Below are 24619 nucleotides of genomic sequence, written 5' to 3' on the forward strand. Positions count from 1 at the left end.
TTGGCGTTCATCTTGCAGCCAGATCACGTTAGATAGGATGCGAACTCGGCTGGGGCCGAAGGAATAGAGTAAAATGCTGACTGTGTCGAATTACGCCCGTCTCACTTTTGCGACCCTGGCTGTGGCCGGCTGCCCGCTGGCCGCCAGCGCCCAGAGCGTTGAGCCGCCCCAGCAGATTTACGCCCAGTACTCAGGCTCGGTGCTGATCCTGAAAGTCGCTGACATCTCCTTGTCCGCCGCCTTTCAGGACGGCACCTATTCAGCGGCCGCGACGTTTGAGAGCGGCGGGTTGCTGCGCTGGTTCGACGACACCAATATCGAAGCGACCACGTCCGGGTATCGCGCGCCTGACTCGCTGCGCCCCTATCGCTATGAGCACGTCAATCACGCCAGCAACAAGGGACGCGTGGTCGGCATCAATTTCGATGACGGCGTCGCCATGCCGGACGTCCAGCCGCCCTTCGGCTCCATGGGCGAACCGCCCGCCAATGATGAAGAACGCGCAGGCGCGCTTGATCCCATTTCGACCCTGCTGGGGCTGATGCTGTCCATACAGTCTGACGACGCGGACATCTGCCAGGGTCGTCTGCCCGTCTTTGACGGCAAGGCGCGCTATGACCTACGCTTCAACAATGCCGGCCCGGATGACGTTCGCACCCGCGGCTGGAGCGGCGAGGCCATCCGTTGCCAGGCCTTCATCGAGCCGATCAGCGGCTATGACGAGGGCGATCGCCCTGACGAGCAAGAGACCAATCGACCGGTGACGATCTGGCTGGCGCCCATCGAAAGCGTTTATGTGCCTGTGCGGTTCCGCGCCCAGACGCGGATCGGGTCGATCAACATCACCGCGACCCAGCTCTATGCAGGCGACGCTTCGCAATAAGATCGTTCCCCCCTATCTGTAAGGCGAACCCACGCTGGAGAGCGTCATGTCACGCGCCCGCGCTGGCGATAGCCGTATCGCCGCGATCCTAGGCCCCACCAATACCGGCAAGACCCATCTGGCGCTTGAGCGCATGATGGCGCACAGCACAGGCGTGTTCGGCCTGCCGCTGCGCCTCCTGGCGCGCGAGCTCTATGACAAAGTCGTCAAGGCCAAGGGGCCCGCCGCCGTCGCCCTGATCACGGGCGAGGAAAAGATCGTCCCCCCGACCGCGCGATTCTTCCTGTGCACGGTCGAGGCGATGCCGCTGAACATGCGCCCGGCTTTTCTCGCGATTGACGAGATCCAGCTGGCCGCAGACCCCGAGCGCGGACACATCTTCACTGACCGGCTGCTCCATGCGCGCGGCACGGCGGAGACCCTGCTTCTGGGCTCCACCACCATGCGGCCCATCCTGCGCCATCTGATCCCCGAAGCGGAGATCGAGGAGCGCGAACGCTTCTCGGTGCTGACATATGCCGGCGCCAAGAAGCTGACCAAGCTGCCCCGGCGCTCCGCCATCGTCGCCTTCAGCTCTGAGGACGTCTATTCCATCGCCGAGCTGGTGCGCCGCCAGCGCGGCGGCGCAGCGGTCGTCATGGGCGCGCTCAGCCCGCGAACCCGCAACGCCCAGGTGGAGCTCTATCAGTCCGGCGAAGTGGATTTCCTGATCGCGACCGACGCGATCGGCATGGGCCTGAACATGGATGTGGACCATGTGGCCTTCGCCAGTTTCTCGAAGTTTGACGGTCGCAAGCGCCGCCGGCTCTTTCCCCATGAGATCGGGCAGATCGCAGGACGCGCCGGCCGGTTCCGCTCTGACGGCACGTTCGGTCAGACCGCCGACGCCCGCCCGCTCGACGCCGACGTCATCGAGCGGGTGGAGAACCACACTTTCGAACCTGTCCGGAAACTGACCTGGCGCGACGGTCGGCTCGACCTGCGCAATCTGGATACGTTGCGCCGCTCGCTCAACACGCCCTCCCCCGACCCTGTGCTGGAGCGCGTGCGCAATGCAGCCGATGAGCATGTGCTCGATCTGGTGTCGCGCGACAGCGATATTCGCGAGCGCGCCGCCGCTCGGGACGGGACCGCGCGATTGTGGGATGTGTGCCGGACGCCGGACTTCCGCAAATCCAGCCCGGAAGAACATGCACGTCTGGTTTCAACGCTTTACATGCATCTGACCAGCGCCAAGGGCTATTTGCCCGACAGCTGGCTGGACGCGCAGTTGACGCGGCTGGCCAAGACCGCCGGAGACGTGGATGCGCTCGCGCAAAGACTGGCTTATGTCCGCACCTGGTCTTACGCCGCCCACCGGAAGGACTGGACAAAAGACCCTGAATATTGGACGAGCCGTACGCGAGAGGTTGAAGATCAGCTCTCGGACGCGCTTCATGAGCGCCTGACAGCCCGTTTCATCGACCGGCGCACCAGCGCGCTGATGAAAGGGCTGCGTGAGAAAACCGATTTGCAATCCGGGCTCAACAGCCTGGGCGAGGTCACTGTGGAGGGCCATTTCGTGGGACGATTGAACGGGCTGAGCTTTGAAGCCGACGCCGCAGGCGAGCCTTTGGCGCGCCGGGCTGTGGCGAACGCCGCCATGAAAGCCGTCCGCCCGGAAGTGAACCGGCTCCTGTCCCAGCTCTCCCAGGCTGACGATTCGGAACTGGCTCTGGGCGAAGATGGCCTGCTGAACTGGAAAGACGATCCGGTCGGGCGCCTGAAGGCGGGCGGCGATCCGTTCACCCCGGGCGTTGATCTGATCGGCGGCGAGCTGGGATCCAGCGAATTGATCGCGCAGGCCGAAAAACGACTGATGACGTTCGCCGCCGAACAGGCCGGCACCCGGCTCGAACCGCTTCTGGCCATGCGCAAGGCGCTCAAGGAAGAGGGCCGGCTCGACGGTCTGGCGCGCGGCGTCGCCTATCAGCTGGTGGAAAATTTCGGCGCGATGTCGCGCGCCAAGCTGGCGGATGAATTGTCGGCCCTGTCCGTGCCCGAGCGCCAATCCTTGCGGCGCTCCGGCGTACGCATCGGCGAACACGCCGTCTTCATGCCGGCTTTGCTCAAGCCCGGCGCGGCCCGCCTCCTGTCCATGCTCAAGGCGGTGCACGAAGGCGATATCGAGCGGGCGGTCAATCCTCCGCCGGGGCTGACCAGCATTCCCAATGATCGCCGCTATACCCTGGCCGATTATGCGGCGGCGGGCTTTCAGCCCTGCGGGCCGCGCGCGGTGCGTCTGGACATGCTGGAGCGTCTGGCGGACCTGATCCGCGATCAACGCTCTGAAAACAAGGAACGGCGGTTCGAGCCCAATGCGCCCATGACGGCGCTGCTCGGCTGCTCCAATGAGGACCTGCGCGAGGTTCTCAAAGCCCTGGGTTATCGCCGCGTGCAGACCGCGACCGAGGAGCAAGCTGAATTGTGGGCGGGCCGGTCGCGGTCCAGCACCCGTCCGGCGCAAGGCGGAAACAAGCCTCATGGCAAGGGCAAAGGCCCGCGCAAGGATGTGCGCGCCGCAAAGCCTGCGCCTGTGCAGGACAAGCCGATCGACCCGGATTCGCCCTTCGCCGCGCTCGCCGCGCTGGAGTTGGAGCAACCCAAACCCGCCGCCCAGAAACGCCGCAAGCCGCGCAAGAAGCCCAAGGCCAAATCTGCTGAAACGAGCGAGGCCGAAGCCAAGCCTGAGTCAGAAGGCGTGCCGACGCAGGCGCCTGAGGCCCATCAGGCAGCGACGCAATCGCCCGCAGAAGAGACCCAGGCAGACACTCAAGCCGCATCAGACTCGGCGGAGACACCACAAGAGCGCTCATGAGCGAACACGGCCCAGCTCAGCGTTGCGATGTCTGGCTTTTCAGGACGCGGCTTTTCAAATCGCGCGCCCTGGCGGGGCAGATGGTCGAGAAAGGCGCTGTCCGAATTGATCGCGGGGGCAAGGTGATGCGCCTGACAAAGCCTTCGAGCCCGGTCCGCGCAGGCGATCAACTGGTGATCCGCCGCGGCGAGGCGCCCTTTCGGCTGGTCATTATCGACTTGCCGGAGCGGCGAGGCCCTGCAGTTGAAGCTGAGGCGTGCTACAGCCTTGCCACTGAGTAGCGCATAGACTTTTCTGGATTGATTATGTTTGAAACCCTGAAACGCCTGTTCACATCCGCAGAACCCACAGCAGAACGCGCTTTGACCCCTGAAGTGTGCACGGCTGCTCTCATGGTGGAAGCCGCCCTCTCAGACGGTATTTACGCCGATGTGGAGGAAGCTGAGATCATCTCCGTGCTTCGCACCGGTTTTGACCTCGACGAAGCGCGCGCCGCTGAAGTGCTGCAAGAGGCCGAGGACCAGGCGGAAGCCGCCGTCGACCATCACCGCTTTACCCGGGTGGTCAAACAACTGCCGCGCGACCAAAGACTGACGATCCTGACCGACCTCTGGCGGGTCGTCCTGGCGGATGGCGAGCGTGATGCGCACGAAGATGCGCTGATACGGCGCCTGGCGCCGCTGCTGGGCTTGTCCGATCGTGACCGCGCTGAAGCGCGACAAGCCGCCTCGGGCCGTTGACAAACGTCCTAGAGGGGGCCATGTCCCCGCCAACTTATCGTCTCTCATTCCTGTCCCGAGGCCGCCCGCGCGATGACCTATATCGTCACTGACGCCTGCATTCGCTGCAAATTCACTGACTGTGTCGAAGTCTGTCCTGTGGACTGCTTTTATGAAGGCGAGAACATGCTCGTCATTCATCCAGACGAGTGCATTGACTGCGGCGTCTGCGAGCCTGAATGTCCGATTGAAGCCATCAAGCCCGACACGGAAGACGATGCAGACGGCAAGTGGCTGGCGTTGAACTCAAAATACGCCACTGTCTGGCCGAATATCACGGTGCGCAAAGATCCGCCCGCCGACTATAAAGAGTTCGAGACCATCACGAATAAGCTGGAGAAATATTTCTCAGAAAAGCCCGCTTAGGAATCTCTGAATTCATTCAAAATCTTAGCGATTGGTTAACCGTGCTCCGCGTGCGGAATAGACACGACTGCGCATCAAGTTGAGTTTTTGCAGTTTTTCTGTTACATTGCCTGTCTTCGGTAAGCGCATAAGCGCGTATTCCGGGACAGCAACCGCCTTGATGTAACTGTATCATAGAAAGTCCGACCGCTGATCTTCCACTTAGATCAGATCGGGTTTTCGTGTGGTCTATTCTGACCCGCAAAGATGACCAGTTCGGCAGGCTTTGGACGAGAGGGCCTCGTATGACCAAGAAATCCGCCAACGATAATAAGACGTTCAAGAAAAGCGACTATGTGGTCTATCCAGCTCATGGCGTGGGCCGTGTCGTGGGCGTCGAAAAAGAAAGCGTCGCCGGATTTGATATCGAGGTCTATGTCGTCTCCTTCGAGCAAGACAAGATGACCCTGCGCGTGCCGACCGCCAAGGCGACCGACGCAGGCATGCGCCCGCTGGCCAGTGACGATGTCCTGCAGAACGCGCTCAAAACCCTGAAGGGCAAGCCCAAGGTCAAGCGCACCATGTGGAGCCGCCGCGCCCAGGAATATGAAGCCAAGATCAATTCCGGCGATCTGATCTCCATTGCGGAAGTCGTGCGCGATCTGCACCGCCAGGAAGACCAGCCCGAGCCGTCCTATTCCGAACGCCAGCTTTATGAATCTGCGCTCGACCGCATGGTCCGCGAAGTGGCCGCGGTTGAGAAGGTCGACCGTGAGGAAGCGCTTGAGCTTCTGACCACGACGCTGACCAAGAAAGCCGCCTGATACGCGCCTCGTCCCGTCAGGACGTCGACAGTTCAACGCCTCGCCAGTTCACTCTGGCGGGGCGTTTTTCGTTCTACCCCAGCAAATCGTGAACTATCACATCAGAGCGTGATCCAGGTCCGGACATCGTTCGTATAAGCTCATGAACAAGTTAGTGGCCCATGCGAAACGAAAGCGAACAAGATGTCACAATCTGCGCCGACTCGCTCCGCCCCATCGCGCTCCGTCGACCCTGATCGGCGTTACATGAAGAAAGCGATGGACGCCCCTCTGCTCGAGCGTCAGCAAGAGCTCGACCTCGCCACCGCCTGGAAAGAAAAAGGCGATGAGGAGGCGCTGCATGCCCTGACCACCGCCTATATGCGGCTGGTCATCTCCATCGCAGCCAAGTTCCGCAATTACGGCCTGCCGTTTCCCGACCTCGTGTCGGAAGGCAATATCGGCCTGATGCAGGCCGCCGCCCGCTTTGAGCCTGAACGCGAGGTGCGCTTCTCCACTTACGCCACCTGGTGGATTCGCGCGTCCATTCAGGACTATGTGCTGCGCAACTGGTCCATCGTGCGTACGGGCACCACCGCCGCCCAGAAGTCCCTGTTCTTTAATCTTCGCCGTCTGCGCGCCCTGATCAAGGACACGAGCTCAGGCGCGCTCACACCGGAAAACCGCGCCTATGTGGCCCAGGCCCTGCGCGTCGGTGAAGACGATGTGGAGAAGATGGCGAGCCGTCTGGCCGCTGTGGACCGGTCCCTGAACGCCCCCTTCACCGAAGATGGCGAAGGCGAGTGGCAGGACTTGCTGCAAGATGACAATCCCGACCCGGAAACCCAGGTCATGGAAGGGCGCGACCAGAGCCAGCGCACGCAATGGCTAGGGCAGGCTCTGGGTCGTCTCAGCGAGCGTGAGCAGCTCATCATCCGTGAGCGACGTCTGGGTGAGGATTCCGTCACACTTGAGAAACTCGGCGAACGCCTGGGCATCTCAAAAGAACGTGTCCGACAGGTAGAGCACCAAGCGCTGAAAAAGCTCAAACAATACCTGACTGAAGTGGTCGGCGACCCTGAAGAAGCCGGTCTGATCCCCACCGACTAACGCTCAAGGCAAAGGTGTCGGGTCTGGCGCATCAAGGATTTCAATCTGCGCCGGACTCGCCACATGGATCATGGGTCCATTCTCGGCATACAGCCAGCCTCGCACGCGAATGACGGCGCCCTCCAACTGGGCCGGGTCCGAAAGCCCCTGCGCTTCAAACCGCTCGCGGTCCGCCCGGTTCAGGCTCACCGTGAAATCCGTGCGCCAATTCAGGCCAAAATTGAGATAGAGGCGGCCATTGCGCGCCTCTCCCACCGCGACGACACGGCCCTCAATGATCTGGGCGCTGTCGAGATGCTGGGCCAGGCGGTCGGGATCCGGATCACGGATTGCAAAATCCCCGCCGCCCCAAGCCCCCTCTCCGGCCAGTCGCGCTTGCGCTTCCAGTGCATACAAAACATGGGCGCGCTGATCTGCGTCGGGTCTCGGCCAGACCATCGCCTGCCCTGAGCGAACCATGTCCGCGTCGAGGTACGCCTCGCCGGCGTCCCGATCAAACATCGCCAGCACCACGGGCCGATCATACCGGTCCCGTCCGGCGTCCGTCTCGATCAGCAGCAAGGCGTCTCCCGCTTCATCAAGAAGACGTTGCAGCTGTTCACGGGAGTCTGGCGTCTCTGCGCCTCTTATTCCGGCCAAGAGAGCGGTCTGACGGACGCCCGCTTCATCCAGATAGGTGAAGCTGTGGCCCGAGCGCGCGCCAAGAGGCGCAACGCTCGAAACCTCCGCCCGTTCAGGCGCATGACAGGCTGACAGGCTGGCCAAAACCAACACGCAAAGCGCGATTTTGAGCATTTGAGACTCCCCCGAGAAGGGAGCATACTGCCTGTCAGCCTCACAAGATCAAAGCCTAGAAGCGGGTATTGAGCCGCAACCAGACCCCCGCCCCAGCGCCCGGCAGACGTTCGCCAACCGGCACGCCGAGGCCTGAATTGCGGTTATAGCCCGCCAGATGGTCGCGATAGGGCTGGTCCAGAATGTTCTCGACGCCCGCAGACAGGCTCACCTGATCATTGACCGCCCAGCGCCCGTAAGCGTTCAGCACAACATGTCCCGGAGTTTCCTGCTCGCTGTTCTCAGCAGACACCTTGTCCTGCTCGGCGACCATCAGCGTTTCGACGGTCGCGGACCACACCGCCTGCTCATAGGTGGCGCTCAGCCGCAAGCTGGCTGGGGTGATGCGGTAGAGGTCATCGTCCACATCATCGCGTTCGCCACGCACATAGGTCAGCACGCCGTCCAAGCGCCAGCTCGGTGTCAGGACCAGGCCGAAATCCGCATCAAAGCCGTAAAGCCGCGCATCCACATTGGAAAACCGCAAGGGCGTCGGATCGCCATTCATCGCCGACACCATTTCAAGCGGCGTATCGGCGACGCCGGGCGTATTCGGCTCGGCTGGAACGCCCTGGATGTAATCTTCAACCCAAGCGACATAAACGGTCGGCCGCAGATACGCTCGGTCCGAAGCATAGTCGAAACCCGCCTCAAGGCTCGTCGCGACTTCCGGGTTCAGATCCAGCGTCCCCACATAGGTGTTGCCGTCAGCCAGCCCCCCGGACGCCGTGATCGGCAGCCAGCCATAACGTTCCACCTGCCCGGCGACGCGGGATTTGCGCGCCAGCGCGCCGCGCAATGTCACGGTGTCTGTCACGGGTCGCGCAAGACGCACCAGCCCGTCCACCGTCACATCATCCCAGGATCGATCTGCGGCGGAGAACGCCGCCGCCAGCATGCGCGGCCCCATGGGCAGCGCCGCTCCGAGAGACGGCTCGCCCGCATCCGCTTCATGAGCGTCGAGCCGTACCCCGGCATAGAATTCATAGACTGAAACCGGCCCTTCCCATTCGGCATAGACGCCCGTGCGCGCCAGCTCCACATCAGGGAATGGCGTGACGAAGAAATCCGCATTCATGGGATTGGTGATGGTGGTGTCATGGCGGATGTCTGCGCGATCCAAACCAAGACGCAGGACGCCATCCTGAAGGGCGCGTTCCGCATCGAACCCGAATGTCACGGTTTCAGAACTCGCCAGCGTCTCCCGCCAGCGCATGGGCGTCGGCGCCGGGCGTTGATCAAAATTGTTCATGGCGTGATCGACGCGCGCATGCTCCGCGCGCACGGACAGGCTCCACGCCTCAACCTGCGTCTTCAAACCCAGCCGGCTCGTGGAGGTGTCCATATAGCGAATGTCCATGGGGAATGGCGGGTTGCCCGTCTCGCCCCCTTCCTGTCGGCGAAAATCCGCCGTCACTTCAGTGTTCGCAGTCAGGCGCAGACCATAGCCAAAGCCGTATACATCACGCGCATGCCCGGTTCCGTTCAGGACGCCATAGGGCGTATCGCGATCCTCGCCGCGCTCTGTGGACGCCATCACTTCAAAGCGCTGGCGATCCGTCGCAATCCCGGCCACGCCGCCCACGGCATAGCTTTCGTCCACGCTGCGCACGATGGAGGTGATATCCGCGCTTAGAACGGGGCTGGCGGTCTCGGCATAGTCGACATGCTTGAACACCGCGTTCACACCCGCGCTGAGGGATGGTCCCTGGCTCACCGGCGACGGACCGCGCGTGACTTCGAGCCGCTCCAGCAAGGGCGCCGGCGCATAATGCAGCGGCGGATCCATCAGGTTCGGCCCGCCGGAATGAAAGGCTTGCCCATCAAGGCGAACAGCGACGCGGGCGCCATACAGGCCGCGATACTGGACCTGGCCAGACAGCGCGCCGTTATCCACGAGCGCCGCCCCGGGCAGGCGCGCAGCGAGCCCGGCGGCGTCCGGCGCCACCGCAGGCGCAAGATCGGTCGAGACGGCGGCGTCATCAGCCGCGAGCGGCGCGTGGCCGGTGACGGTGATGACATCCACCCAACGTGGATTGTCAGACTGGGGCGTCGCTTCGGCAGTCGCAGTTGAGGCGGCGGCGGACATGGCGAGCGCAGAGACGCCCGCAAACAGGATGACAGACATGGTTTCTCATTTCACAGAACAGATTCCGCGCCCGACACCAAGGTCAGACGCCGACACGCGCCCACGGGCGCAGCGAGGAGAGGATCAGCTGTGAAACGGAGGCGCGCGCAGCCCCACGGGAGGACCGGTCGGCGTACGCGGGCTTGCCTGATCCACCCGCAGGAAAGCGGGCTCGACCTGGGTCGGTGTCCTGTCAATCAGGCGAGGCGCGTCCGCGACCAGCGCCACAACATGCCCCAGCGTGCAGGCGACGCAGTCTGAGGGATCAAAACCGGACTGACGGTCGTGAGGTTCTTCCAGCCCGGTCAGCGCGACGAGTTCAGCGATCTGGGCGCGCGCTTGCGCGTCCAGCTCCATCGCCAGCGTGCCGCACAGATACTTCGCCTCATCAAATCCAGCGGCATAGGCCGTCGTCGCCATGGACGACCACAACGCCTGCAAGGCGATGAAGGCCGCCGCTATCTGGCGTAGGACAGGGTGAGACACGCGAAACATGACTGCGCTATAAGACAGACCGCAACACTTGCCTAGCGGACGCAATGTCTCATCGCGGCGCTACCAGGTCTCTCCCCAGGGCCTGAGGTCCAGCTCATGCGTCCAGGCCGTTCGAGGCTGATGATGCAGGCTGACATAGGCTGCAGCGATGGCTTCGGGGTCAAGCAGACGGTCCTGGGCCCGCAACACGTCCACATCAGGCAACAGCTCGGCGATGAACGGGGAATCAATCGCCCCATCGATGAGCGCATGGGCCACATGAATATTCCTCTGCCCCAGCTCTCGCGCCATGGACTGGGCCAGGGCGCGCAGGGCGAACTTCGCTCCCGCAAAGGCGGCATAACCCTTTCCGCCCCGAATGGACGCCGTGGCGCCGGTGAAAATGACCGCGCCGCGTTCGCGCGGGATCATCTTGCGCGCCGCTTCCCGTCCCGCCAGAAAGCCGGCGAAAGCGGCCATCTCCCAGACCTTGCGATAGACGCGAGCGCTCGTCTCTTCGATGGCAAAGTTCACATTCGCCCCGATATTGAAGACCATGATTTCGATCGGGCCGATTTCAGCCTCAACCTGATCAAACAGCGCCGTCATCTGGTCTTCATCGCGCGCATCGACGCCAAATGCGTGGGCGCGGCCGCCATCGTCGCGGATGCTCTGAGCCAGCGCCTGCAACTGATCAAGATGGCGCGGTCGACGCACCACGCAGGCGTCATAGCCCTCTCTGGCGAAAGCCTTGGCGATCGCGCCGCCCGTGGCGTCCCCGGCGCCGATGATGACCGCCGCGCCGCTCATGAAAGCTGGTTTCGGATTTCCGCCTCGATCTGGCCGAGCCGTTCCTTGCCGTAAAACATCTCTTGGCCCACGAAGATCGTCGGCATGCCGAAGACGCCGCGCACGACCGCGTCCTGCGTATTCGCGATCAGATGCGCCTTGACCTCGGTGTCTGCTGTCCGGGCCAGCAAGGCATCCGCATCAAACCCCGCATCCGAGAAATGCGCCTGGATGACGTCGTCCTGGGTGAAGTCCCGGTCCTGCTCCCACATTCCGGCGAAGCCTGCATCCAGAAAGGCGCGCACCTGATCGGGCGCATCCATCTCGACAGCCGCCGCCATGCGCATGAGCGTCAGGGTGTTCATCGGGAAATGGGAGTTGAACTTGAACGCCCCCAACGCGTGCTCGGCCACATAGCGACGGATTTCGAGCATCTCGTAATCAAGCTTGTGCTTGATATCCGCGAACGCGAAGAAGGGCGATTGATTGCCCGTCTCCTTGAAAATCCCGCCCAGAAGGCAGGGGCGATAGCGGAACGTCACCCCTGTGCGGTTTTCGATTCCCGGCAAAACCTTGTGGACCAGATAGGCGTTCGGGCTACCCAGATCAGTGATGAAGTCCGGCTCGATCATGGTCTAGGAACTCCCCATGCTGTTCCCGCCTCTATGCGCAGGACAAAGTCAGAGCCTCACCCTCAGCTGGCTTTCAGGCAAGCCCGTGAATGACGAAACCCCCGGAGCCAGGCTCCGGGGGTTTCTTTCCCAAAGGCGTTCAGTCGCCTTAGCCGCCGAAGGTGTAGCGGAAGCCGAACTGAGCCTGCCAGCTGTACTCTTCGTATTGCGAGTTCAGCAGGCGGCCGCCATCGCGGAAGGCCGCGCGGAACGGCTCGTCGAAAGCGTTCTTGTAGTCAAAGTACAAGCGGAAATTCTCGGCCAGGTCGTATTTGGCCGAGAAATCGAACTGGGTGTGATCAAGGATCAGACGGTCCTCGGCGGCGTTGTCGCCCAGCTCGTCGATGTACTCATCGCGATAGGACACCGCGGCGCGCAGATCGAGACGCCCGTCATCATAGCCCAGGATCAGGTTCGCCACATTCTGGGATTGAAGCGGCAGGGTGATCTCGCGGCCATCAGCCAGCGTCGCCTCGGAGTCCACATATGTGTAGTTGGCGCCGATGATGGTGTGCTGCAGAAGGCCCGGAAGCATGGTCAGGGCCTGCTGGTAGTTGAGCTCGACGCCAGTCAGGTTCGCGTCGTCGAGATTGATGAAGGTCGTCGCCTGCTCAAGCTGGACGCCGTTGATTACGGTGTCTTCATAGACGACTTGCGCGATGAAATTGTCGATCGACTTGTAGAACAGCCCGGCCGACAGAACTGCATCCTCGGTCGGATAGAACTCCAGCGCCAGATCGAAGTTCTGCGCTTCCTGACGCTCAAGATCGGGGTTGCCGGCTTCAGCTTCCACTTCGCCCTTGTCGTTCTCCTCGAACGCCAGACGCGGGGCGGCCTGCGCCAGGTTCGGACGGGCGATCGAGGCGTAGTACGCGGCGCGCACGATCATATTATCCGACGCTTCATAGCGCAGGTTCAGGCTCGGCAGCCAATCGGTGTAGGAGTTCTCGGCGGTGACCCGGCGGCGATAAACGCGATCGCCTTCGATGATGGTTTCGTCGGCGCCTGCATCATATTCGACGTCGAGATCGCTCGCCAGAAGTTCCGAGCCGGTCAGAGCCGGAGCGATATAGCTCTCAAACGCGCCGGTCACGTCGCCTGCGACAGCGGTCTCGATTTCCTGCTCGAGAATTTCGAAGCCATGGGCGTCATACTGGGTGTCTTCAACGCGGACGCCGCCGACGAGGCGCAGACGGTTGATGTCCACCGAACCCATCAGATAGGCCGCGAACACGTCTTCTTCAGCGCCGTAATTGTCGGCGTTGGACGCCACCGCCGTGTCGATGTCGTTCAGTTCGAAATCGCTGCGGTTGGCGAAGAAGAAGTTGCGAACCGCGCCGGCGTCCAGCGCCGGACCGAAATTGGCGGCCAACGGATAGTCGACCGTCGTCTGGAACTGGCTCAGCAGCAGATCCGGGCCGTCAAAGCCGTCATAGACCAGTGTAACGGCCTCATAGGATTTCTCACGCGTGCGGTACTGGGCGCCCGATTGCACGAAACCGGTATAGGCGCCGAAATTCATCTCGCGACGCGCATTGAATTCGGCAGACCATTCATCGTCCTTGGCGACGCCGTCGAGAAACTCCAGATCGTCAAACTCATAGGAGTCACCGTCGAAATAGGCTTGCTCGGCAACCGCATCGCCAAAGATCACTTGCGGGATTTGAGCGTCCGCGACGTTCACCCCGAAAATGCCTTGATCGAACTTGGCGCGGAACCCCGTATCGATCCGGCTCGGCTCGGCTTCCTCGGCATAGGCGTAGGCCAGCTGGTAATCGAACGTCCAGGGACCGGCGAAGGTCTCGCCGCCCACTGCGATGGCGTAGATGGTCTGCTCTTCAAGGCGGTCCTTGATGTCGCGGTCCACTTCGAACTCGTCGCCGGTGGAGGCGTCAAAGAAGGCGCCATTGCCCGAGGACAGGGCGTCGGCATAGTCCGGATCCTCGAACTTGTTCTCGATCCGGTTGCGGTATTCCTGGTCGGAAAAGTCCGAGTAGGTGGTGCGCACGAACAGGTTGGTGCTCTCGCTCAGATCATAATCGAGATTGAACACCACCGAGGTGCGCTCACGGGTCACGTCGTAATTGCGGTTCTCGAACTCTTCGGGGAACGGCACGCTTTCATCCACGTTCCAGGTCCCGTCGACCTCGGCGTTCTCAGAACCGAAGGACCGTTCCTGATCAGAGATCGACAGCGCCACGCCCAAACGGTCGTTGAAGAACTTGTCTGCGAAGGTCAGCGAGCCGCGATAGCCGTATTCTTCCACAACATCGGCATAGATGCCGCGCAGACGGAATTGCAGCAGGCGGTCGTCCTGATCGAGACCGGACAGGGTCTCGATCTCGATATTGCCGCCAATCGTGTCGCCCGGCATGTCCGGCGTGAGGGACTTGGAGATGACGATCGAGGACAGGACGTCTGAATCGATCACGTCGAGCGGCACCTGACGGTTGTCCGCTTCAGGAGACGGCAGGCGCACGCCGTTCACCGTGGTGGTGTTCAGGTTCGGGTCGATGCCGCGGATCGAGACGAAACGGCCCTCGCCCTGGTCGTTGAGCACGTTGACGCCAGCGATGCGTCGCGCCGCTTCGGCCACGTTTTCATCAGGCAAGCGGTCCACAGCGTCGGCGGACAGAACCGAGATCAGGCCGGCGGCGGCCCGCTGGCGGTTCAGCGCGCTGGTCAGCTGTCCGCGTTGACCGATGATCAGGATGTTGTCCGCGATCGCCACGTCCGCGCCCAACACGAAATTGGTCTCCACCTGGTCGTCTGCGCTGATCAGCGTCACGGACCGGGTCTGAGCGTCGGCGCCGAGATAGTCGACGACCAGAGTGAAATCTCCAGCGGGAACATTGCTCAGGCGGAAGGAGCCGTCACGCGCCGAAGACACGGTCTGGCCGGTTTCGCTGATCCGAACGATCGCGCCCTGAAGACCGACCGCCCCGGTCGATTCCGTCACGCGGCCGGTGATCTCGCCGGCATGGGCTGTTCCCGCGGCCAGCGCCATAATGGACGCCGCACCCAGCAAACTGGTCATACGCTTCATCTGAAAGTCCCCCGACTATTATCAAGACGCAATAAGGCGCGCGCAGACCTGCACGCGATCAAGACGGGGTTATGAAGAGCGCAGGCGACACTTTGATGTTGCCTGCAACACGGCTCTGTGTCGGCTGTATGTATTCAATATGACAATGCAACCTCGCGACTTGTCCAAGGCCGAGCTGTCCCGTTATGCAGGGCTCCAATTGAACCGGTTCCGGGTGAAAAAGGGGGTGCGTCATGCGCGCAACAGTTTCGATGTTCTTTGTGACAGTGTGCGCAGGCGCGTTGTTCGCCTGTACCGAGGCTTCCGGGCCGAGCCTGCCCCGCGTCTCTGTTCCTGCGAGCGTGGAAACCGCCGCCGTCGCCGGCGCCGGCGACGCAGCGGATGATCCCGCCCTATGGCGCGCCGCGGACCCGTCTCAATCGCGCATTCTGGGCACAGACAAGAAAAGCGGGCTCTACGTTTACACGCTGGACGGGGAAACCGCCCAATACCTGGCCGCCGGGCGCATGAACAATGTCGATGTGCGCTATGGCTTTGAGGCCGGCGATGAAACCGTGGACATCGCAGTCGCTTCAGACCGCACCAATATCGCGTTGGCGGTCTTCTTCATCGACCGTGAAACGGGAGACCTGAACGCGGCGCCCGGCGGGGTCCTGCCGCTCGACTTTGTCGACCCTTATGGCCTGTGTCTGTATCAACGCCCGTCCGACAATGCGCTGTTCGCCTTCGTCACCGAAGACGATACCGGTCGACTGATGCAGCAACGCCTGTGGTTTGAAGACGGCGCCATGCGGAGCGAAACCGTTCGCCGCTTCACTGTCGGCTCCATTACCGAAGGCTGCGCCGTCGACGACCAGACGGGCACGCTTTACATCGCCGAAGAAAATGTGGCGGTCTGGATCTATGACGCGGACCCTGAGAGCGGCGATGCGCGCACCAAGCTGGCGGACGTGAATTCTGACAGTCTGATCGCAGATGCCGAAGGCGTGGCCCTGTGGCCGCAAGACGGCGCCGCCCCCTGGCTCGTCGTCTCCAGCCAGGGCGATAACGCCTATGCTGTCTTCAACACCGCTGACAACACGCTGGTCGGTCGTTTCGAGATCAATGGCGGCGAGATCGACCGCACCAGCGAGACCGACGGCATCGACGTTCACGCCCTGCCTTTGCCCGGACACCCCGAAGGCGTGTTCCTGGCGCAGGACGACGCCGAGGACACGGGCGGCCAGAATTTCAAACTGGCGGACCTCGCCGCAATCCGCGCCGCGCTGACACAGGCGCAGCAATAAGCATTCGCCGGGGTGACGCGCCTGTCATCCCGGCTTATTTTCCGTGAGCGTGTCCCCGTAGCTCAGCAGGATAGAGCATCAGATTCCTAATCTGAGGGCCACTGGTTCGAATCCAGTCGGGGACACCAGCCAGGCCTGAGCCTGATCATCTCCTTGCACTGCGTCTTGATGCCGAATCAGTCATGTCAGGCAGGGAATCGTTCGTCCTGAGCTCAAAAGAGCGCCGATAGCAGGCGCAATACAGAAACCTGTCGCTCAGGTTACGAAATTAACACGAAGATGAACAACTCCAGATATCAAGACTGAATCTCCATAAGGTGCTGTCAGGCAATCATTATCGAGCAAGTCCCAACGTACAGGCTGAACAAGCTTTAACTTGATCCTGAGAATGCTTCTTAGCAACTGTTGAAAATTCAACATTATCCGAAATATCACTTTTCATAGTCAAAACGTCACACTAGCGTCAACATGGACAAAAATTTAGGCTCGGGGGCGCCCTTATGACGGCGACGGGAACATACAAACCTACTCTGCTGCTCGTCGAAGACGATGACCAGGAAGCCTTCCTCTTTGAAAAAATGCTTCGTGAGGAATCCGGCGCGGCCGTCATTGATCGCGCCGTCGAAGGCGAACAGACTCTCAAACTCGTACGCGCCAATCCTGATTATGATTGCATCGTCCTGGATCTGAAGCTCGCCGGTGAAGACGGTGTCTGGGTTCTTGAGCAGCTGTCTCAAAATCCCGCCTTCTCCCATATCCCGGTGATTGTCTTCTCCGGCGATGCGGAGCGCCTGCAACAAGCCTGCTCACAGTACGCCAACGTGGTCTCGTCCGTGCGCAAGCCTGAAACGCTTGAGCAATATCGCGCCGCGCTGACCATCGTCATGGCGATCCTCCACGCAGCGCTGGATGTGGCCTGATCCGGCGCCGACCAAGCGTCTTGCGAGTTGTCCTTAACCGTTTAAGCTTCCTGCAAAATCATGCGGGAGGATCGACACATGGATCTCAACGGTAAAATCGCCATCGTCACCGGCGGCGCCAGTGGCATCGGCAAGGCTTGCGCGTCCGCTTTTCATGCGCGCGGCGCCAAAGTCGTCATTGCAGATCTCAATCATGACGCCGCGAAAGCGGCGGGCGAACACTTCGGCGGTTTCGGCCTGGGCGTCGACGTCACAGATGAAGCCGCGCTGGCGCGCTTGGTCAATCGGGTGGAGCGCCAGCTGGGCCCCGTGGACATCTTCATGTCAAACGCCGGCATCGGCGTGTCGGACGGCCCCGGCTGGGGCGCTGGAGATGCGCCGACGCCCTCCTGGGATGCCTGCTGGCAGGTCAATGTCATGGCCAGCGTTTTCGCCGCGCGCATGCTGGCGCGTTCGATCGCGGAACGCCATGGCCACTTCATCATCACAGCTTCGGCTGCGGGCCTTCTCAACCAGATTGGCGACGCGCCCTATTCGGCCACCAAGGCGGCGGCGGTGTCGTTTGCCGAGAGTCTGGCGATCACCCATGGCGATGACGGCCTGAAGGTTCAGTGCCTGTGCCCGGAAGGCGTGAACACGCCGCTGGTGAAGGGCATTGAAGGCGGCGCCCAGGGGCTGAGCGGCTATCTCGAACCTGAAGAGGTCGCAGAGACGCTGATCAAGGCCATGCAAGAGAACCGCTTCCTGGTCACTACCCATGCCCAGACCCCCGAATACGTCGCCAAGAAAGGCAGCGAGCGGGACCGCTGGGTCGGCGGCATGCGCAAACTGCGCCGTATGCTGGTTGAAGCCAATAACGGTCGACCTTTGTAGGATCGGGCCACACAATACGCACTCAAAGACACGGAGTGCGATATGACCGAGACAGCAGGCCGACAGGGTCTTGATCTATCCGCCCTGAGCGTAGGGCAAAGCGCAGAAGAGGTGCGCCGGATCACGCCGAATGCGTTGGTGTTCTATACTCACGCGTCGGGCGATCTCAATCCGCTGCACCTGCCCGAGCTAGATGGCGATGGCGACGGCAAACCCGAAGGGATTTGCCCGCCCGCCTTTCTCGCCAGCCTGATTTCTTCCGTGGTCGGCCAACGCCTGCCCGGCCCAGGGTCGCGCGAGCGCGCATGGCGTTTTGAAACCGGCGACCCCGTCCGCATCGGCGACGAAGTGGCGATTCGGGTGCATCTCATCGCCAAGCACAAGGATTACGTCACCCTCTCCGCCAGTGTGGACGGCCCGGACGGTCCCGCCTTGAGTGCGGAACTGGACGTGGTCCCGCCCAGCCAGTCACGTCATTTCGGCCCGTATGACCTGCCCGACCTGATGGTGCAGCGCCACCGCCATTTCGAACGCTTGCTGACCGCCTGCAGCGATATCGCCCCTGCCGTCACAGCCGTGGTTTGCCCTCAAAGTGAAGATGCGTTAGCCGGCGCAATGGCGGCGGCGGACCGCGACTTGATCACACCGATACTGGTGGGCGATCCAGACGCCATCGCCCAGGCCGCGCAAGCGGCCGGGCGCTCTCTTGACGGCGTCCTGATTGAAGCGGCGCCGGACGCCCAAAGCGCAGCGGCGCTCGCCTGCAAGCTGGTGGCGGACGGGCAGGCGCAAAGCCTGATGAAGGGACACCTTCATACCGACACCTTGCTGCGCGCCGTGCTGAACCGCAGCCATGGCCTGCGCACCGAACGCCGCCTGTCCCATGTGTTCGTCATGGACGTGCCCGCCCATGACAAGCTTTTGCTGGTCACGGATGCGGCGGTGAACATCGCGCCGGACCTGTCGGCCAAGGCCGACATCACCCAGAACGCCATCGACCTGGCGCGCGCTCTGGGCATTGCGCTGCCCAAGGCCGGCATCCTGTCAGCGGTGGAGACCATCAATCCGGCCCTGCCCTCGACGCTCGACGCCGCCGCCCTGTCTAAAATGGCCGATCGTGGCCAGATCACCGGCGGCCTGGTGGACGGGCCGCTGGCCATGGACAACGCCGTGGATCTGGAAGCGGCGCGGGTGAAGGGGCTGACGGGCGCTGTCGCAGGCCGCGCCGATATATTGGTCGCGCCCAATCTGGAGGCGGGCAACATGCTGGCCAAGGAGCTGACATTTGTAGCGCGCGCGGAAAGCGCCGGCGTGGTGCTGGGCGCGGCAGCCCCCGTGATCCTGACCAGCCGGGCGGATTCTGAGTTCTCGCGCCTGATGTCCTGCGCGGTGGCGGCGCTGCACGCCCAATGGCTCAAGACCGGTCATCCCGCGCCCGCCCTCACTCAATCCGTGCCAGAGGCCGCACAATGAGCCTTGTGGTGCTGAATGCGGGCTCGTCCTCGCTCAAATTCGCCGTCTTCACCGCCAATGGCCAGAACCGTCAGCTCACCGGGCATATCGACGGTGTCGGCGAAGCCATGCAGCTGACCTTGAAAAGAAACGGCGCTGAAGAAACGCAAGCTGTCCCGGCCGCAGCCGATCATGGCGGCGCCATGGCGGCGGCGCTCGACATCCTGGCCGATGAAATCGACGACCATGTGCGCGGCGTCGGACACCGTATCGTGCATGGGGGAACCCGCTTCACCGATCCTGTGATCCTGAATTCAGAGGTTGAAGCAGAGTTGGCGGCGCTCAGCCCGCTCGCCCCACTCCACCAGCCGCACAATCTGGCGGGCGTGCAGGCGGCGCGGCGCGCCTTTCCCGGCGCCGTCCAGATTGGATGTTTCGACACCGCGTTTCATCGCACCCATCCATGGGTGAACGACACCTTCGCCCTGCCCCTGGAGTATTTTGACAAGGGCGTGCGCCGGTACGGGTTTCACGGTCTGTCCTATCAATGGCTGACACGGCGTCTGGATGACGTGTCTGACGGCGGACGCCCGCAGAAGGTGATCCTGGCGCATCTGGGCGCCGGGGCGTCCATGTGCGCGGTCAAGGACGGCCGCTCCATCGGCTCAACCATGGGGTTTTCCGCGCTCGACGGACTGCCCATGGCGACGCGATGCGGTCAGATCGATCCCGGCGTCCTGTTGCACCTGATGGAGACTGAAGGCATGGACGCCGCCGACCTGACAGAGCTCTTGTACAAGCAGAGCGGGTTGAAAGGCCTGTCGGGGCTGTCCGGCGACATACGCGTGCTGGAAGCCAGCGACACCCAAGAGGCGGCCCAGGCGCTCGACTATTTCGTCTTTCGCTGCCGCCGGGAAATCGGGGCTTTGACCGGCGTGCTGGAAGGTCTTGATGCGCTGGTGTTCGCGGGCGGTGTGGGTGAGAACGCGCACTCCCTGCGCAAGCGTATCTGTTCAGGCTTTGAGTATCTTGGTCTCGCCATCAACGAGGGCGCCAATCAGGCGGCCCATGGCGACGCCGCCCGGATCAGCGCAGCGGACAGCCGTGTCGATGTCTGGATGATCCCGACGGATGAAGAGGCGGTGATCGCCGACGCCATGGTCGAGCTCTTGGCCTAAGCCGCCAGCATGATGACGCCGCACTGGCCGCCGAAATGACCGGCATGGCCGTCCCGCGCGGCGCGACGGCACGAGAAGAACCGGTCTGCGTCCGCAAAGGTGCACGCCTTGAGCCAATGAATGGCGTCTTCTGACACCCCGGCGCGAAGCAGCTGACGCCGCGCGCCTTCAGAGACGTTCAGCCCGGCGCCGCCCTCGCTGTCGCGCGGCAAAGCCATCGCGTCATCAAGCGGACCGAACTGCGCCTCAAATTGCTCAAGCACTTCGGGGCCGACCCGGTAGTTTTCAGGAGCGACGGCGGGGCCGATCACAGCCTGCAAGGCCTCAGCGCGACTGCCATAGGCTTGGTTCAAGGCGTTGATCGCCGCGGGAATGACCTCGGCGATCACGCCGCGCCAGCCGGCATGAATGGCGGCGATGGCGGCGTTCTCCGCATCGTAGAGCAAGACCGGCGTGCAATCAGCGGTCTGGGCGCACAAGGCGAGGCCGGGAACGTTGGTGATCAGCGCATCGCCTTCGCCAGCGGACCAGTCTTCAGGGGCGGCGTCCACCTTCAGCACGGTCGCGCCATGAACCTGATTGGCGAAGACGAGCCGGGCGCCGCCGAACGCCTGAGACACGCGGGCGCGATTGGCCTCGACGGCGGTCTTGTCGTCGCCGCGCGACCAGGACAGGTTCAGGCTGGCGTATGGACCGGTGCTGGTCCCGCCGGTCCGCGTGGTGAAGCCATGCGCGATGCGGTCATCGCCAAACCCGTCCGCGCGTACGATATCCAGCATGCCCTACTCCGAAAGAAAGCCGACCCGGTCCCGGCCCAGATCATAAGCGCGGCGAGCCTCGCTCACATCCGCCAATGTCTGCTCGAACGCTGACCAGTCGTCATCGGCGGCGATGGGCGCCCAGAGCGCTTCCACATGATCAATGGTCATATGGACAGGATCCTCGCGCTGAAAATAGGAATGAGACAAGCGCTCTGGCCGCATAGGCGTCCGCGCGCTCAGCGCGTCGATCACGGGCGCGAAGGCGTCCTGACGATACAGGCCTGACCGGTCTGAATGCAGCGCGCGCTCGCGCGAGGCCTCACCGCCGAACCAGTCAAAAAACATGGCTTCAAACGGGATCTGAAGCTCGCGACCGGCGTTCAAAAGACCGCTGACCAGTTCGCCGTCACTGTCATCGCCCAGCGCTTCAACGCCCAGCCGGTGATGGAAGGCGTGGGTGATCTCGCGTTTGTAATGCTCAGGATACCGTTCCAGCGCCTGGATCAGGCCGTCGCGTTCGCCCACAAGGCTCAGCGCCGCCGCCAGTTGCTGAAGCGCCCAGAACACGCTCTCGGGCTGACGCGCATAGGCGTACAGCCCCTGCTCGTCAAAATAGGCGGCGGTGAAGCCCGGTTCGAAATACGGCAGAAAACGCCAGGGGCCGTAATCAAAACTCTCGCCAGTGACCACCAGATTATCGGTGTTCAGAACGCCGTGAACAAACCCCGCCGCCATCCATTGCGCGGCCAGCGTCGCCGACCGTCGCACCACCGCCTCCAGCAAGGCCGTCGCACGATCGCCCTCAAGGTCCGCGGCTTCCGGCGCCAGGTTTTCAATCGCGTACTCGACCAGCTCAGAGATCAGGTCGGGCCGGTCATGATAGGCATGGCGCTGAAACACCCCGAACCGCAGATGGGAATGCTGCAACCGGGTCATCACGGCGGAGCGAGTCGGGGAGGGTTCATCGCCGCGGTGAAGCTGTTCGCCGGTCTCGAAAATCGCAAAGGTCTTGGACGTGTAGACGCCCAGAGCCTCCAGCATTTCAGACGCCAGCACTTCACGCACCGCGCCCTTGAGCGTCAAACGCCCATCGCCGGAGCGCGAATACGGCGTCTGACCCGAGCCTTTGGTTCCCAGATCCAGCAAACGGTCATGGCCGTCACGAAGCTGAGCGAAGAGAAAGCCCCGACCGTCGCCGATCTGCGGGTTGTACACGCGAAACTGATGCCCGTGATAGCGCAGGGCGCGTGGCTCGGTCTGATTGCCAGCTAAGGGCTCGAAGCGATGAAAGTGCGCTTCGCGTTCGGCCCCATCCAGCGCCTCCAGACCAACCGCCTGCGCCCAGCGCGCATTCCACCAGCGCAATTGCGCCTGCGGGAAATCCGCGGGCTCCACCGCATCTGAATATTCATCGCCCAAAGCGGCGAAACGCGGATCGGGCTTGTATCTGGGTGCTTCACTCATGGCGTTGAGCTAAGACATGCACCCGCCATCGGCAAGGCTCAGGCCTCAAAGGTCTTGCTGAGCGCGCGCGCGGACGCCTCTATCGCCGAAATGCAGGCGGGAAACAGGCGCGACATGTTCAAAAAGCCATGCGGCACGGTCTTCCAGAGCTTGTATTCCACCGGCACGCCCGAGGCTGTCAGCCGATCCCGATAGGCCGCGCCCTCATCAAGCAGCGGGTCCATCTCGGCGGCCAGGATATAGGCGGGCGGCAAACCCTGCAGATCGTCCGCCAGCAGCGGCGAAATCCGAACATCGGCCGGATCGGCGCTGGCGATGTAATGCTTGCGGATCTCTTCGAGCGTGAACTCTGACAGCAAAGGACCTTCCTGCCAGCGCGGACGATTTTTCTTGGTCTGCAACAGCTGCATCAATGGATAGAGCAACAGCTGGTAGTGCAGCTGGTCGCGGCGTTCACGCGCCACGCTCGCCGCCAGATTTCCGCCAGCAGAATCCCCGCCGACCGCGAGACGATCAGCATCAAAGCCGTATTCCGCCAGATCGCCGGCAAGCGCCGCGTCCATCGCAGCGAAGGCGTCATCGACCGCGGCAGGAAAAGGATGTTCGGGCGCGAGGCGATAATCGACCGAACAGATGCGCACGCCCGACACCGCCGCAAGACGGCGGCACAACGGATCATGCGATTTGAGCGATCCCACCATGAACCCGCCGCCATGATAGAAAATCAGCCCCGGCCCGCTCTCCGGCTGCGCGCCATAGGGCAGATACACGCGCGCCGGGCGCGCGTCTGCGCCGCCAGCGATCTCGATATCATGGATGGCTTCGACCGGAGGCGGCGCGACCTCCACCAATTCTTCCATCCGCGCCATGGCGTCGCGCATGGCGGGGACGGTTTTCTGAGGATTGAACAGATCGTTCAGTCCGGCCTGGCTGATCCAGGTGTCGAAGAGAGAAGGGTCGCTCATGGCTTAAAGCTGTCTGAGCGCGTGCAGCATGGCAAGACAAACTCCCATGACCGACACCGATTATTGCATCTGGATCGGGCTTTCACGACCGATGACGCCGGCCAGCGCATCCTGGATTTCCCAACGCAGAACCCGCCAGGCGTTGGCGCTTTCGTCCTCGCCCTTTTCTTCAAGCTCGGTCACCGCAAGATCAGCATAGTTCAGCGCCTGGTCTCCATGGCGGTCCACCAAGGTGAAGGCGATGGCGCGAATATCGAGCGGCGTGATGCGGGACTGGCGTTGGGCGGACATGGACGAGGGCTCCTGAGACAAGACTTATCGCCCGTCTTGCAAAGCGCCTGCCGAATCCAACCTCCAATAAATCAATTGGTTAGATCAAGATCGCAAGACGAGCGCTGAGTCAGGACTGCCCTTGGGATTATTTTGCCGAGCGTTTCGAGCCGGGGGCGTATCCGCCCTCTTCCAGAAACCGGACCTCTTCGGCGCGCGGCGTGCGCCCCAGAACGGCGTTGCGATGTGGGAACCGGCCGAAGCGCGCGACCACATCCATATGCGCGCGGGCATGGCGCGTGTTCTCGCTGTCCGGTCCCAACCGTTCCTCGCACATCACAACCGCCAAGGCCTGATCCTCGATGTCTTCAGAATGCGAGAACGGCAAGTAGACAAAGGCCCGGCGCTCTTTTGGCAAGGCCCAGTCAAACCCCGCCTCCAGCATCGCCATGGCGGCTTCACGCGCCAGCGGGTCCAGCTTGAACGCGGCGTTCGAACCGCGCCAGACATTGCGCGGCGCCTGATCGAGCACGATCACCAGCGCGAGTGCGCTGTCGGGCTCGACCATCCAGGGATGATCGAGCACGGACCGGGTCTGTAGAAAGCTGTGACAGGCCGGGCCCAGCATCCGGCGGACACGGGCGTCAAAGGCCGCATCCACCGAGAACCAGGCTTTGGGACCGGCCTGATCGAACCAGAAGTCGAGGACGTCCTCCGGCAGCAACACCATG

At 62.5% G+C, this 24619-nt stretch carries 23 protein-coding genes and 1 tRNA gene; 13 read left to right on the forward strand and 11 right to left on the reverse strand.

The window, feature by feature from the left end; translation table 11 throughout:
- The first annotated feature begins 73 nt into the window (after positions 1-73).
- The 7 genes from ACTIGF_RS03625 to ACTIGF_RS03655 all read left to right on the forward strand — a co-directional run bounded on the left by ACTIGF_RS03625 (position 74) and on the right by ACTIGF_RS03655 (position 6777).
- On the forward strand, positions 74-883 hold the full coding sequence (locus ACTIGF_RS03625; RefSeq protein WP_439635573.1) for a DUF3108 domain-containing protein: 810 nt from the start codon (positions 74-76) through the stop codon (positions 881-883).
- 46 nt (positions 884-929) lie between these two features.
- Positions 930-3740, forward strand: coding sequence for a helicase-related protein (locus tag ACTIGF_RS03630; RefSeq protein ID WP_439635574.1), 2811 nt, complete (start codon positions 930-932; stop codon positions 3738-3740).
- Positions 3737-4021, forward strand: a complete 285-nt coding sequence (locus ACTIGF_RS03635) for a S4 domain-containing protein (RefSeq protein ID WP_439635575.1) — start codon at positions 3737-3739, stop codon at positions 4019-4021. The genes ACTIGF_RS03630 and ACTIGF_RS03635 overlap by 4 nt, the downstream gene beginning before the upstream one ends.
- 24 nt (positions 4022-4045) lie before the next feature.
- Entirely contained in the window at positions 4046-4480 is a 435-nt protein-coding gene (locus tag ACTIGF_RS03640) for a TerB family tellurite resistance protein (protein ID WP_439635576.1), read from the forward strand.
- 72 nt (positions 4481-4552) lie between these two features.
- Complete coding sequence (gene fdxA, locus ACTIGF_RS03645; RefSeq protein ID WP_022700320.1) at positions 4553-4885, forward strand: ferredoxin FdxA; 333 nt, start codon at positions 4553-4555, stop codon at positions 4883-4885.
- Between the two features lie 284 nt (positions 4886-5169).
- Positions 5170-5688, forward strand: coding sequence for a CarD family transcriptional regulator (locus ACTIGF_RS03650; protein ID WP_022700321.1), 519 nt, complete (start codon positions 5170-5172; stop codon positions 5686-5688).
- Positions 5689-5871: 183 nt separating this feature from the next.
- On the forward strand, positions 5872-6777 hold the full coding sequence (locus tag ACTIGF_RS03655) for an RNA polymerase factor sigma-32 (RefSeq protein ID WP_439635577.1): 906 nt from the start codon (positions 5872-5874) through the stop codon (positions 6775-6777).
- A 3-nt stretch (positions 6778-6780) separates the two neighbouring features.
- Here the strand turns inward: ACTIGF_RS03655 and ACTIGF_RS03660 are convergent, their stop codons facing one another.
- From ACTIGF_RS03660 to ACTIGF_RS03685, 6 genes are all read right to left on the reverse strand, one after another.
- On the reverse strand, positions 6781-7572 hold the full coding sequence (locus ACTIGF_RS03660; protein WP_439635578.1) for a thermonuclease family protein: 792 nt from the start codon (positions 7570-7572) through the stop codon (positions 6781-6783).
- A 55-nt stretch (positions 7573-7627) separates the two neighbouring features.
- Positions 7628-9739, reverse strand: coding sequence for a TonB-dependent receptor plug domain-containing protein (locus ACTIGF_RS03665; RefSeq protein WP_439635579.1), 2112 nt, complete (start codon positions 9737-9739; stop codon positions 7628-7630).
- A gap of 84 nt (positions 9740-9823) precedes the next feature.
- Positions 9824-10234: a hypothetical protein gene (locus tag ACTIGF_RS03670; protein WP_439635580.1), complete on the reverse strand. Its 411-nt coding sequence runs from the start codon at positions 10232-10234 to the stop codon at positions 9824-9826.
- 60 nt (positions 10235-10294) lie between these two features.
- Positions 10295-11023: an SDR family oxidoreductase gene (locus ACTIGF_RS03675; RefSeq protein WP_439635581.1), complete on the reverse strand. Its 729-nt coding sequence runs from the start codon at positions 11021-11023 to the stop codon at positions 10295-10297.
- Positions 11020-11634, reverse strand: coding sequence for a 2-hydroxychromene-2-carboxylate isomerase (locus ACTIGF_RS03680; RefSeq protein ID WP_439635582.1), 615 nt, complete (start codon positions 11632-11634; stop codon positions 11020-11022). Before ACTIGF_RS03680 ends, ACTIGF_RS03675 begins: the two co-directional genes overlap by 4 nt.
- 148 nt (positions 11635-11782) lie before the next feature.
- Positions 11783-14719: a TonB-dependent receptor gene (locus ACTIGF_RS03685; RefSeq protein ID WP_439635583.1), complete on the reverse strand. Its 2937-nt coding sequence runs from the start codon at positions 14717-14719 to the stop codon at positions 11783-11785.
- 233 nt (positions 14720-14952) lie between these two features.
- Between ACTIGF_RS03685 and ACTIGF_RS03690 the strand changes: the two genes are divergently transcribed.
- The 6 genes from ACTIGF_RS03690 to ACTIGF_RS03715 all read left to right on the forward strand — a co-directional run bounded on the left by ACTIGF_RS03690 (position 14953) and on the right by ACTIGF_RS03715 (position 20428).
- Positions 14953-16005 (forward strand): phytase, encoded by a 1053-nt coding sequence (locus ACTIGF_RS03690; protein WP_439635584.1) that lies wholly within the window; start codon positions 14953-14955, stop codon positions 16003-16005.
- Between the two features lie 51 nt (positions 16006-16056).
- Positions 16057-16133 (forward strand) — tRNA-Arg (locus tag ACTIGF_RS03695).
- Positions 16134-16505: 372 nt separating this feature from the next.
- On the forward strand, positions 16506-16925 hold the full coding sequence (locus tag ACTIGF_RS03700) for a response regulator (RefSeq protein WP_439635585.1): 420 nt from the start codon (positions 16506-16508) through the stop codon (positions 16923-16925).
- A 78-nt stretch (positions 16926-17003) separates the two neighbouring features.
- A complete protein-coding gene (locus ACTIGF_RS03705; protein ID WP_439635586.1) occupies positions 17004-17798 on the forward strand; it encodes an SDR family NAD(P)-dependent oxidoreductase in 795 nt (264 codons plus the stop codon).
- Between the two features lie 42 nt (positions 17799-17840).
- Positions 17841-19271: a bifunctional enoyl-CoA hydratase/phosphate acetyltransferase gene (locus tag ACTIGF_RS03710; RefSeq protein ID WP_439635587.1), complete on the forward strand. Its 1431-nt coding sequence runs from the start codon at positions 17841-17843 to the stop codon at positions 19269-19271.
- Positions 19268-20428: an acetate/propionate family kinase gene (locus ACTIGF_RS03715; RefSeq protein WP_439635588.1), complete on the forward strand. Its 1161-nt coding sequence runs from the start codon at positions 19268-19270 to the stop codon at positions 20426-20428. The genes ACTIGF_RS03710 and ACTIGF_RS03715 overlap by 4 nt, the downstream gene beginning before the upstream one ends.
- On the opposite strand, the gene pgeF is transcribed toward ACTIGF_RS03715, so the two are convergent.
- The 5 genes from pgeF to ACTIGF_RS03740 form a co-directional block, all read right to left on the reverse strand.
- Positions 20425-21207, reverse strand: a complete 783-nt coding sequence (pgeF, locus tag ACTIGF_RS03720; protein WP_439635589.1) for a peptidoglycan editing factor PgeF — start codon at positions 21205-21207, stop codon at positions 20425-20427. The two genes, ACTIGF_RS03715 and pgeF, sit on opposite strands and share 4 nt — an antisense overlap.
- Before the next feature lie 3 nt (positions 21208-21210).
- Positions 21211-22653, reverse strand: coding sequence for a protein adenylyltransferase SelO family protein (locus tag ACTIGF_RS03725; protein ID WP_439635590.1), 1443 nt, complete (start codon positions 22651-22653; stop codon positions 21211-21213).
- A 38-nt stretch (positions 22654-22691) separates the two neighbouring features.
- Positions 22692-23618 (reverse strand): alpha/beta hydrolase, encoded by a 927-nt coding sequence (locus ACTIGF_RS03730; RefSeq protein WP_439635591.1) that lies wholly within the window; start codon positions 23616-23618, stop codon positions 22692-22694.
- Between the two features lie 60 nt (positions 23619-23678).
- On the reverse strand, positions 23679-23909 hold the full coding sequence (locus tag ACTIGF_RS03735; RefSeq protein ID WP_439635592.1) for a hypothetical protein: 231 nt from the start codon (positions 23907-23909) through the stop codon (positions 23679-23681).
- Between the two features lie 127 nt (positions 23910-24036).
- Positions 24037-24618 carry a DUF924 family protein gene (locus ACTIGF_RS03740; RefSeq protein ID WP_439635593.1) on the reverse strand — a complete coding sequence of 194 codons (582 nt, stop codon included), beginning with the start codon at positions 24616-24618 and terminating at the stop codon, positions 24037-24039.
- Between the last annotated feature and the right edge of the window lies 1 nt (position 24619).

The sequence above is a fragment of the Oceanicaulis sp. genome (genome assembly GCF_051859625.1).
Taxonomy (GTDB): Bacteria; Pseudomonadota; Alphaproteobacteria; order Caulobacterales; family Maricaulaceae; genus Oceanicaulis.